At 70.9% G+C, this 10,678-nt stretch carries 9 protein-coding genes; all 9 read right to left on the bottom strand.

Going from position 1 to position 10,678, the window contains the following annotated elements; all coding sequences use genetic code 11:
* A partial coding sequence (locus ACWD4O_RS40295) for an ABC transporter permease (protein ID WP_451288019.1) occupies window positions 1-902 on the bottom strand: 902 nt, incomplete at its 3' end.
* 5 nt (window positions 903-907) lie between these two features.
* Entirely contained in the window at window positions 908-1,927 is a 1,020-nt protein-coding gene (locus ACWD4O_RS40290) for a sugar ABC transporter substrate-binding protein (RefSeq protein WP_451288018.1), read from the bottom strand.
* A gap of 325 nt (window positions 1,928-2,252) precedes the next feature.
* Window positions 2,253-3,101 carry a sugar phosphate isomerase/epimerase family protein gene (locus ACWD4O_RS40285; protein ID WP_451288017.1) on the bottom strand — a complete coding sequence of 283 codons (849 nt, stop codon included), beginning with the start codon at window positions 3,099-3,101 and terminating at the stop codon, window positions 2,253-2,255.
* A 167-nt stretch (window positions 3,102-3,268) separates the two neighbouring features.
* A complete protein-coding gene (locus ACWD4O_RS40280; protein ID WP_451288016.1) occupies window positions 3,269-4,156 on the bottom strand; it encodes a sugar phosphate isomerase/epimerase family protein in 888 nt (295 codons plus the stop codon).
* Complete coding sequence (locus ACWD4O_RS40275) at window positions 4,153-5,112, bottom strand: NAD(P)-dependent oxidoreductase (protein ID WP_451288015.1); 960 nt, start codon at window positions 5,110-5,112, stop codon at window positions 4,153-4,155. The genes ACWD4O_RS40280 and ACWD4O_RS40275 overlap by 4 nt, the downstream gene beginning before the upstream one ends.
* Before the next feature lie 4 nt (window positions 5,113-5,116).
* On the bottom strand, window positions 5,117-6,334 hold the full coding sequence (locus ACWD4O_RS40270) for a Gfo/Idh/MocA family protein (protein ID WP_451288014.1): 1,218 nt from the start codon (window positions 6,332-6,334) through the stop codon (window positions 5,117-5,119).
* Window positions 6,331-7,182: an HpcH/HpaI aldolase family protein gene (locus ACWD4O_RS40265; protein WP_451288013.1), complete on the bottom strand. Its 852-nt coding sequence runs from the start codon at window positions 7,180-7,182 to the stop codon at window positions 6,331-6,333. The genes ACWD4O_RS40270 and ACWD4O_RS40265 overlap by 4 nt, the downstream gene beginning before the upstream one ends.
* Entirely contained in the window at window positions 7,179-9,146 is a 1,968-nt protein-coding gene (gene iolD, locus ACWD4O_RS40260; protein WP_451288012.1) for a 3D-(3,5/4)-trihydroxycyclohexane-1,2-dione acylhydrolase (decyclizing), read from the bottom strand. Before iolD ends, ACWD4O_RS40265 begins: the two co-directional genes overlap by 4 nt.
* Window positions 9,147-9,187: 41 nt before the next feature.
* Window positions 9,188-10,630 (bottom strand): aldehyde dehydrogenase family protein, encoded by a 1,443-nt coding sequence (locus ACWD4O_RS40255; protein ID WP_451288011.1) that lies wholly within the window; start codon window positions 10,628-10,630, stop codon window positions 9,188-9,190.
* Between the last annotated feature and the right edge of the window lie 48 nt (window positions 10,631-10,678).

Genomic DNA, 10,678 nt, shown 5'->3' with positions numbered 1-10,678 from the left:
CCGCCGGTCAGCAGACAGCCGCCGATCACCGCCGCGGAGATGTAGATCAGCTCCTGGCCGACGCCCTCACCCGACTGCACGGTGTTGAACGTGAACAGCTGGTGCATCCCGACGAACCAGGCCCCGAAGCCGACCAGCATGAACAGCGAGATCTTCGTGAAGGCCACCGGCACGCCGACCGCCCGCGCACTCTCCTTGTTGCCGCCGACCGCGAAGATCCAGTTGCCGTACCTGGTGCGCAGCAGCACCCAGGTGGCCAGCGCCGCGAAGACCAGCCACCATACGATGGTGATCTTCACCTGGACCCCGCCGACCTCGAAGGACGACGCGAAGATCTTCTTGGCCTGGCCGAAGCCGTCCATGGTGCTGATGTCGTCGGTGGCCACATTGCCGGTGACCAGCTTGGTCACCGCGAGGTTCACGCCCTGCAGGATCAGGAAGCTGCCCAGGGTGATCAGGAAGCTGGGCAGCCCGGTCTTGACGACCAGCCAGCCGTTGAGGAAGCCGACCGCCAGCGCCACCACGAGCGCGACGATCACGCCCACCCAGACGTTCATGCTCAGCTGGTAACTGATCATGGCGGCGGTGAGCGCGGAGGTGATGACGGCGACACCGGCGGAGAGGTCGAACTCGCCGCCGATCATCAGCAGGGCCACGGGGAGCGCCATGATCCCGATGGTCGACGACTGGTACAGGATGTTCGCCATCGAGCTGCCCTCGCGCACCGGCGGCGCGGAGATCAGGAAGAACACGTACACCGCGACGGCGCCGAGGAAGACGCCGACTTCGGGACGGGCGAGCAGCCGGATCGCCAGGGGGCGCTGTGCGGTGCGCCCGTCCTTCTGGTGCGCCGGCGGAGCCGGCGACGGGGAGCCCGTCGCCGGAACCGTGGTCTGGGTCATGGTCGTCACCGGGTGCCCTTCGCGGCGAACTCGGCGATCTTGTCGACATTGGTCTTGTCGACGAAGGCCGGCCCGGTCAGCACGGGCGCCTCGCCGCCGCCGCTGTAGTTGCCGTTCGTCTTGTAGAGCCACAGGGAGTCGACCGACAGGTAGCCCTGGAGGTAGGGCTGCTGGTCGATGGCCCACTGGATCTTGCCGGACTTGATGGCGCCGACCGCGTCCTTGTTGAGGTCGAACGTGGCGAGCTTGGTCTTGGTGCCGGCGTCGGCGATGGACTGGATGGCGGTCATCGCGAACGGGGCGCCGAGGGTCGTCACGTAGTCGATGGAGGCGTCCGTCTTGAGCTTGGCGGTGATCGTCGACTTCACCGACGGCATGTCGGTGCCGTTGACGTAGAGGATGTCGGTCTTGCCGGAGAAGGTCTTCTTCACGCCGGCGCAGCGGGCCTCCAGAGCCACCTGCCCCTGTTCCATGATCACGCAGACCGTGTGCTTGGCGCCGGCCTCATTGAGCCTGCGGCCGAACGCCTCGCCGGCGATGCTCTCGTCCTGGCCGAAGTACTCGAGCAGGCCCTGCTCCTTCCAGTCCTGCACGCCGGTGTTGAAGCCGACGACGGGGATGCCGGCCTCCACGGCCTTGGCGACCACGGCCTTCATGGCGTCCGGCTTGGCCAGCGTGAGGGCGATGCCGTCGACCTTCTGGTCGATGGCGTTCTGGACCAGGTTGGACTGGTTGGGGCCGCTGGGGTCGCTCGAGTAGACGAGCTTGACGTTGTCCTTGGCGGCGGCCGCCTCGGCACCCTTGCGAATCGTGTCCCAGAAGGTGTCGCCAGGGGCCGCGTGCGTGATCAACGCGACCGTCATACGCGGAGTGGTCGCCTTGCCGGCCGAGACAGCGCCCTCGCTCTCTTCGGCCTGCTTGCCTCCGGAGCTGCTGGAGCAGCCGGCGGCCAGCAGTGCGGCGGCGGCCGCCGCTGCGACGACGGGGACGGTTCTGCGGGAGCGGGGGAGGGAGAAACGGTCCATCTTTCCGGCACCTCACTGTGCTGCAGGGGAAAGGGAGAGGCGGTTGATCTGGCGAACACCGCGGATCACATGCCGTTAACACGGCTGTTTCCTATGACGAGATAGAACCGTCACGCCACTCTGAGGTCAACGTCTGCAATGACATCATTTATCCATCAGGGCAAGTGTCAGAACAATTACCTGACGCTGCTTGCGCTTGACCTCTGGACCTGAAATGAACTCAGGCAGGAGACCCGTGAATGAACACATCTTTTTAACGGAAACAGGGGTGGCGGGGACGACCGTGGTCTCGTCCCCGCCACCCCTGTGGCTCTTACTTCAGCTCTTACTTCACGAGCTCCGCGGCACTGAGGTACGCCGCCGCAGCGGCCTCCCGCACCGGCAGCGCACGGTGCGCGTCGGAGAGGATCTCCACACCCCAGGGGCCGCTGAAGCCGGCCGTACGGAGCGCGGCGATGATCCCCGGCAGGTCGAACGAGCCCTCTCCGCACAGACGACGGCGATGGACGGTGTCCTCGAAGAGCGTCCCCACGACCTGGCTGTCGGCGTCGTTGAGCTCCACGCCCACGATCCGCGACCCGGGCACCTTCGCCAGGTCGGCGGGCGGGGTGTGGGCACGTTCGGTGTGCCAGACGTCGATGATGAGCCCGCCGGCCGGGTGACCTGCGGTCTCGACGAGCCGCAGTCCGTCGTGCACGGTCTTGAGGTTGGACCAGGGCAGGGGCTCGACCCCGAGCCGGGCGCCCACCCCGTCGGCCTGCGCCGCCAGCGTGGCGAACTCCTTGGCCCAGACTTCCAGGTCCCAGGGCTCGCCCGTCACATCGGGGCCGATCTTGAAGGTGCGTGCGCCGAGGGCCTCGACGGCCCGCAGCATTCCGCTGCGGACGGCGTCCGACGCGGCCCGCCGGGGTCCGTCGGCCCACCAGTCGGTGAGGAGCTCCAGCTCGACGTGGTGGATGCCGTTGTCCGTGAAGAGGGACCGTATGCCGGCGAGGCCGTACTCGCGCTCGGCCTCCACCAAGTCCCCGTACAGCAGCCCGAAGGCCGTGAATCCGGCGTCGCGCGCCGCTTCCACGCGTTCCCGCAGGTTCAGCGGACTGCGCTGGTCCTCCCGGTCGGGAGCGGCGTCGCCCGCGGTGGTCCAACAAGTGGCCAGAAATTCGTCAGCGGTCATTTCTTTTTCCTGGATTCCTCATGTTCGGAAAAGACGCCGGCACGCAGCGAACGGCCATTTCAAGAACGGTTGAAACGGCAGGGGGTTCGCTTCGGCATTCTTGAGTGCCGCGCAGGTGCCGGTCAATCCAGCAGAAGACATCAAAAACACATCAGGCCTGTATACGGTCACGCGATGCCGCGCAGCACCGAGCGCAGGTGTTCGGCGCTGGCCCACACATCCTCGACGGGCCCCTTTGCCGTGGGCTCCTCGGTCAGGATGGTGTCCTGTTCCAGGACGTACCAGCCGTCGTAGCCGCGCGCGCCGAGGTGGGTGACGATGGCCTGGACGTCCACGTCTCCCGCGCCCAGCGGGCGGTACATGCCCTTGCGCACGGCCTCGGTATAGCTGAACTGTCCGGACCGGACCTTGGCGGCGAGGGAGGCGTCCACGTCCTTCATATGGGTGTGGGCGATGCGCTCGGGCGCCTGGCGGGTGAGCTCGGCGGGGTCGGTGCCGCCGATGAGCAGGTGTCCGGTGTCGAGGCAGAGCGAGATCGCCGAGTCCTCCAGGACGCGCCGGACCTCGTCGCCGTTCTCGATCATCGTGCCGACGTGCGGGTGCAGGACGGCGCGCACACCGCGTTCGGCGGCCAGCGCGGCGAGCCGGTCGAGGTTGGACAGCAGCCGCTTCCAGCCGTCGGCGTCGAGTTCGGGGCGGGAGTCGTAGCCGTCCTGGCCGGTGACGGCCGACAGGACGAGGACCTCCGCCTTCGAGGCGGCGTAGCTCTCCAGGAGCTGCTCGGTCTCGGGCAACGGGTCGTGTCCGGGCACGTGCAGCAGCAGCGGGGTGAAGCCGCCGACCGCATGGAGGTCGTGGTCGGCCAGCACCCGGGCCATGGCGTCCGGCTCGCCGGGCAGAAAGCCCTCGGGGCCGATCTCGGTGGCGGCGAGGCCGACCTCGCGCATCTCGTCGAGCACCCGTTCGGGCGTCAACTGGTAGCCCCAGCCGGGGACTTCGCAGACGCCCCAGGAGATGGGCGCACCGGCGATCCTGTTCGAGGGTGACGTGGTCATGCCGTGGCCTTTCGGAGGTTCCAGTCGGGGTTGGCGACCGCGGCCGGCGCGCGGCCCGCGAGGACGTCCGCGACACCGCGCGCGGCGTCGACGAAGGTCAGGGTCATCGCCCGGCGCGTCATCCCCATCAGGTGCGGGGTGAGGACGACGTCGGGGTGGTCGAACAGCGGGTGGTGCAGGGCCGGTTCGGGGTCGAAGACGTCCAGTCCGACGCCGGACAGCCGGCCCGACTCCAGGGCGGCCAGGGCTGCGTCCGGGTCGAGCAGGCCGCCCCGGCCGCAGTTGATCAGGATCGCTCCGGGTTTGACGCGGGCCAGCAGCGCCTCGTCGACGAGGTGCCGGGTGCCCTCGGTGAGCGGGGCGTGCAGGGTGAGCACATCGCTCACCGCGGCGAGTTCGCCGAGGTCGGTGCGGGCGATCTCGGGCGGCGGCGGGCTGAACGGGTCGTGGGCGATCGTCCGCATGCCGAAGGCGGCGCCGAGTTCGCCGACCCGGCGGCCGATGCGGCCGTAGCCGACGATCCCCAGGGTGGCGCCGTCCAGGTCGCCGACCGGCACGGCGCTGCGCTCGGCCCAGCGGCCGTCCCGTACCAGGTCGGTCAGCGGCTTCAGCCGCTTGGTCAGGTGCAGGGCCATGGCGAAGACGCCCTCGGCCACGGCCCGGCTGCCGCTGTCGGGGGTGATGACCACGGCGATCCCACGGGCGGACGCCGCCGCGACATCGACCAGGTCGACGCCGACGCCGGTGCGGGCGATGACCCGCAGCCGTGGCGCCCGCCGAAGGAAGTCCTCGTCGACCCGCCGGTCGGCGCGGACGACGGCGCCCTCGGCGACCGCGAGATCGGCGGGCGTGGGATCGGTGACGAAGGTGACCCGCTCGCCGAGGACGGGGCCCACGGTGTCGGTGTCGACGGGGCCGAGGGCCACCACGACGTGCTCGCTGACACGCTCGGTCATACGATCAACTCCGCGCCGGATGACCGAAGTTCGCGCCTGGCACCGCGGCCACCGCCGCCCAGGACCCGCTCTCCGCGGAGGCCGCCGCGGCCGCGATCACCTCGGCGACGGCGTGCGCGTCCTCGATCGTGGAGTTGTCGTGCGCGATGCCGGCGACGGCGGCCAGGAACTTCTTGGCCTCGATCACCTTGAGGTCGTCGTAGCCCATGCTGTTGCCCGGGCCGGGCTGGAAGCTGGCGTAGTCGCCCATGTGGCCGTTGCCGAGCACCGTGGTGTAGCCCTGGTGGGGGCCGCTGCGGCCCAGGGCGACGCGCAGTTCGTTCATGCGCTCGAAGTTCCAGGTGACCGAGCCGTCGGTGCCGTAGATCTCGAAGCCGATGCCGCACTGCGGGCCGACGATGACGCGCGAGGCCTCCAGGGTGCCGACGGCTCCGGTGGTGAAGCGGACGAGGGCGGCGGTGTAGTCGTCGTTCTCGACCTCCCCCGGCTCGCCGTCCTCGATCACCGCGAAGTGCGTGCCCGAGCCCATGGGCAGGATCGGGCGTTCGGTGTGGACGATGCTGGTGAGCGCGGAGACCTCGCCGATCGGGGCGACGACATAGCTGACCAGGTCCACGACATGGCTCAGCAGGTCGCCGAGCGCGCCATGGCCGGCCAGGTCCCGCTTGAAGCGCCAGGACAGGGCGCCGTTGGGCTCGGCGGCGTAGCCGGAGAAGAAGGTGGCGCGCACGTTGGTGATCCGGCCGAGCCGCCCCTCGGCGATCAGCTCACGGGCCCGCTCCACGGCGGGGGCGTGCCGGTAGTTGTAGCCGATGGAGGTGACGACTCCGGCGGTGCGGGCCGCGGCGGCGACCTCGGCGGTCTCCTCCGCGCCGCGTCCGACGGGCTTCTCGATCCAGAACGGCTTGCCGGCCTTGGCGGCGGCGATGCCGATCTCGTGGTGGAGGAGGTTCGGCGCGCAGATCGAGACGACGTCCACGTCCGGGTCGTCGAGGACGGCACGGTAGTCGGTGGTGACCCGCTCGTAGCCGAGGACGTCACGGGCGTAGGCGGCGCGGTCCTCGGCCGTGTCGGCGGCGTGCACGAGACGGGGCTTGAGGCCGAGTTCGGGGTAGACGGAGGGCAGTGCCTGGTAGGCGCGGCTGTGGAGCTTGCCCATCCAGCCGACGCTGATCAGCCCGACGCCTATCTCGCGTGCGGCGCCCGGGGTGGTGGGAGTCATGATCGTGTCTCCTGGAAGTCCTGAGAGTTCTGAGCGTGCTGAGAGTTCTGAGCGTCCTGGGGCTGGGGTCGGGCCTCGCCGAGCGCGGCGGACAGGGCTGCCGCGAGCAGGGTCGCGTCGGAGCCGATGCCGATGAACGTCCAGCCCTCGGCCCGTTTGGCGGCCGCGGCCGCACCGTCGGGGACGAGAAGTCCGCATGCCTTGCCGTGAGCGGCAGCGGCCTTGCGGACGCGCTCCAGCGCTTCTCGATAGACCGGTGCGGTGAACTCGCCGGGCACGCCCAGGTCGTGACTGAGATCGCGGGGGCCTACGAACAGGACGTCCACGCCGTCCAGCGCCGCGATCGACTCGACCTCCGCAAGGGCGCTCGCCGACTCGATCTGTACGACGCCGAGGAGCTCGCCGTCCCGGTCCAGAGCCCCGGCGTCGAGCCCGAAACGGCACGCCCGGTTGTAGGTCGCCACGCCTCGGTCCCCTGCGGGCGGGTACCTCAAGTGCCGTAGCGCGTCACGGACTTCGTCCGCGGTGTCGAGGCGGGGCAGCATGATTCCGGCGGCGCCCAGGTCGAGGACGCGGCCGATGCGGATGCGGGCCGCGGACTCGACACGGACGACGGTCGGCACTCCGTAGGCGGCCGCGGCGGGGACGGTCGTACGGATCTGCTCCTCGCCTCCGGCGCCGTGTTCGAGGTCGAGCAGCACCCAGTCGGCTCCGGCGGCGGCGCACACCTCTGCCGAGACCGGGGAGGCGAGTCCGACGAAGGTGCCCAGGGTGGCCTCGCCGGCGGCGAGTCGGGCGCGCAGGCGGCCGTGGTCGAGGGGGGAGTGATCGAAGCGTGCGGGGCTCATCCGTACCACCTCTGGGACGCCAGGCCTTCCTCGTACTCGCCGCGCAGCCGCGTGACCGCTTCCTGCTCGGAGACCTCGGCCGGGGCCACGTCCCACCAGACGCCGGCGCCGGGCAGGTCGGCGTGCGGGATGACGGGGACGACCAGGACGACCGGGCCGGCGTGGTCGCGGGTCTCGGCCAGCGCGGCCCGCACCTCGTCGGCGGTCGTGGCGCGGACCGCGCGAGCGCCGAGGCCCTCCGCGATCTTGACGAGGTCGACCTGGAGGTAGTCGCCCTCCAGGCGGGCCGGCTTGTCGGAGCCGATCTCCAGGCCGCCGTCGCGGTAGCGGAACTCGTTGCCGAACTCCCGTCCGTTGCGCCCCATCTGGAGTCGGTGGATGACCTGGTAGCCGTGGTTCTCCGGGATCACGATCGTGACCGGCAGCCGCTCCTGTGCCGCCGTGACCAGTTCGGTCGGGGCCATGAGGAACGTGCCGTCGCCCAGCAGGGACAGCACCCGCCGGGACGGGTCGGGCTCGGCGAGGCGGACGCCGAGCGCGGCGGGCAGTTCGTAGCCCATGCAGGAGAAGCCGAACTCCAGGTGCGCGAAGCGGCCTTCGGTGGCGTCCCACACCTTCTGCAGGTCGCCGGGCGGACCGCCGGCGGCGGCGATGATCGTGTCGCCGGACCGGGCGTGCTCCTGGAGCAGTCCGATCAACTGGCCCTGGGTGAGGGCCGCGTCGGTGTCACGGACGACGTCGGAGTCGTCGGGCAGGGCGGCGAGGTCGAAGGGGACGTCCGGGTCGAGGGCGGCGGCCCGTTGCGCCTGCCATCGTTCGTCCAGGGTGCGCGCCTTCTCCTGCCAACCGGCCGACGTGGTGGTGCCGTTCGCCCGTACGGCATCGGTCAGCGCGGCCAGGGCCCGCTTGGCGTCGGCCACGATGCCAGTCGCGCCGAGGCGGCCCGCGTCGTGCACATTGACGTTGACGCTGGCGAAGCGCACGTCCGGGTTCTGGAAGATCGAGTGCGAGGCGGTGGCGAAGTCGGTCAGCCGTGAGCCCACGGTGAGCACGAAGTCCGCTTCCCGGGCAAGGGTGTTGACGGCCGGGGTGCCTTCGAGGCCGATGCCGCCCAGTTGCCACCAGGCACGGCGCTGGACCGCGCCCTTGCCGGCGAACGTCTCGACGACGGGGACGCCCGCCGCGTCGGCCAGCGCCTCCAGCTCCTCTCCCGCCCCGGAGTACACGACCCCGCCGCCGGCGATGATCAGCGGTTTCTCGGCCTCGGCGAGCATGCGTGCCACCGCCGCGACCTCGTCGGCGTCCGGCGCCGGGCGGCGGATCGGCCAGTCGCGCTCGGCGAAGAACTCCACCGGGTAGTCGTGGGCGTGGGACTGGATGTCCTGCGGGAGGGAGACGACGACCGCACCGGTGTCCACGTCGGTGAGCGCCCGCATCGCCGCGGGCAGTGCGCTCAGCAGCTGCTCGGGCCGGGTGATGCGGTCGAAGAACCGGGAGACGGGCCGGAAGGCGTCGTTGACCGAGGCGTCGGCCTCGACGGGATGCTGCAACTGCTGGAGCACGGGCCCCTGGTGGCGGGTCGCGTAGGTGTCGCCCGGCAGCAGCAGGACGGGCAGCCGGTTGACGGTGGCGAGTCCCGCACCGGTCACCATGTTGAGGGCGCCCGGCCCGATGGAGGCGGTCACGGCGAGGGTGGCGTGCCGCTTGGTCGCCTTGCCGTAGGCCGTTGCGATGTGGACCAACGCCTGCTCGTTGCGGCCCTGGACGAACGGGAGCCGGTCGCTGAGCTGGTCGAGGGCCTGGCCGAGCCCGGCCACGTTGCCGTGGCCGAAGATGCCGAGCGCGGCGGGTACGAGACGGCGGCGGTGGCCGTCGGCCACGGAGTACTGCCGGGAGAGGTAGGTGACGACGGCCTGGGCGACGGTGAGGCGCACCGTGCGCTGTCGCGTCGGTTCAGTGGTCATGGGGCGGCTCCTGATGGGGGTGGTGCGGGACGGCGGCAGGGTCACCAGGGCCGGCCGTGCAGGACGACGGTCTTGACCTCGGTCATCTCGCTGACGGCGGCGCGGGGGCCTTCCTTGCCGTAGCCGCTGCCCTTCAGACCGCCGTACGGCATCAGGTCGGCGCGCCACAGAGGCGTCCAGTTGATGTGGATCGAACCGGCGTCGATCTCCCTGACGGCGCGGACCGCCCCGGCGATGTCGGAGGTGAAGATGCCGGCGCCGAGGCCGTAGTCGGTGCCGTTGGCCTGGGCGATGGCGGACTCCCAGTCGTCGGCCGAGCTGACGGCGACGGCGGGGCCGAACAGCTCGTCCTGGCTGAACGGCGACCGGGGGTCGACGTCGGCGACGACGGCGGGCCGCACGACGGCGCCGTCACGCTCGCCGCCGGTCAGCACACGGGCCCCGTCCGCGCCGGCCCGGGCGATGGCCCGCTCGACGCGCTCCGCCTCGGCCTCGGTGATGAGGGCGCCCATGGTGGTGTCCGGGGAGGAGGGGTCGCCGGTGCGGATGGCCTCCACCTTGGGGACGAGGGCGTCCAGGAAGTCGCCGGTGACGGCGGGGTGCGTGATGACCCGCTGCACGGAGATGCAGACCTGTCCGGCGTTGACGTAACCGCCGGCGGCGACCGCGCTCGCGGCGGCTTCGATGTCGGCGTCGGGCAGGACGACGACGGGGCAGGAGGCGCCGAGCTCCAGGGACAGCTTCTTCACTCCGGCGACCCGCGCGATGTGCTCGCCGGTGGCCGTCGAGCCGGTGAAGGAGATCTTCCGGACGCGGCGGTCGGCCACGAGGGCGTCGCCGAGCACCTTGCCGGAGCCGACGAGCACGGACAGCACGCCTTCCGGCAGGCCCGCGTCCACGAAGCACTCGGCGAGTTCGAGGGCGGTCAGCGGGGTGCTGGTGGCCGGCTTGAGGATGACCGCGTTGCCCGCGGCGAGCGCGGGGGCGAGCTTGTGCAGGACCAGCAGCGCCGGGTAGTTGAACGGCGTGATGGCCACGACGATCCCGCAGGGCTGGCGCAGGGTGAAGCCGAGCTTGTCCTGTCCGGTGCCGCGGTTGGCGTCCAACGGCAGGGTCTCGCCGTAGAGTTGCGTGCCCTCGAAGGCCGCGAGGCGGATCAGGTCGCCGGAGCGGGACGCCTCGCCCGTGGCCTCCGTGATGGTCTTGCCGGACTCCGCGCTGATGGTCCGCGCGGTCTTCGGAGCGCGCTCGTCGGCGAGCTCCGCGGCGCGCAGCAGGATGCGCATCCGCTCATGGGCGGGTGTACGGCGCCAGACCGCCGCGCCGCGCGTCGCCGCGGCGAGGGCCGCCTCGACGTCCTCGGCTCCGGCGAGCGCCACGCTGCCCACCGCCGACCCGTCGAAGGGGGACGTGACCTCGTGAATGCGACCCCTTCCCTTGGCGGCTTGCCACCGACTGCCGATCAGCAACTCCACGGGCGTCATGGCCCGCTCCCTTCAGGAAACCGTCAGAGCAACGCCGTGGCGAATGCC

It is taken from the genome of Streptomyces sp. NPDC002623 (assembly GCF_053592635.1).
This window is presented reverse-complemented; position numbering and strand designations above follow the sequence as displayed.

Excerpts from the sequence above, each read along its gene's own strand:
- iolD (WP_451288012.1), bottom strand. The coding sequence starts at position 9,146 with ATGACCACTGAACCGACGCGACAGCGCACGGTGCGCCTCACCGTCGCC.
- ACWD4O_RS40280 (WP_451288016.1), bottom strand. The coding sequence starts at position 4,156 with ATGACCACGTCACCCTCGAACAGGATCGCCGGTGCGCCCATCTCCTGG.
- ACWD4O_RS40290 (WP_451288018.1), bottom strand. The coding sequence starts at position 1,927 with ATGGACCGTTTCTCCCTCCCCCGCTCCCGCAGAACCGTCCCCGTCGTC.
- ACWD4O_RS40265 (WP_451288013.1), bottom strand. The coding sequence starts at position 7,182 with ATGAGCCCCGCACGCTTCGATCACTCCCCCCTCGACCACGGCCGCCTG.
- ACWD4O_RS40275 (WP_451288015.1), bottom strand. The coding sequence starts at position 5,112 with ATGACCGAGCGTGTCAGCGAGCACGTCGTGGTGGCCCTCGGCCCCGTC.
- ACWD4O_RS40255 (WP_451288011.1), bottom strand. The coding sequence starts at position 10,630 with ATGACGCCCGTGGAGTTGCTGATCGGCAGTCGGTGGCAAGCCGCCAAG.
- ACWD4O_RS40285 (WP_451288017.1), bottom strand. The coding sequence starts at position 3,101 with ATGACCGCTGACGAATTTCTGGCCACTTGTTGGACCACCGCGGGCGAC.
- ACWD4O_RS40270 (WP_451288014.1), bottom strand. The coding sequence starts at position 6,334 with ATGACTCCCACCACCCCGGGCGCCGCACGCGAGATAGGCGTCGGGCTG.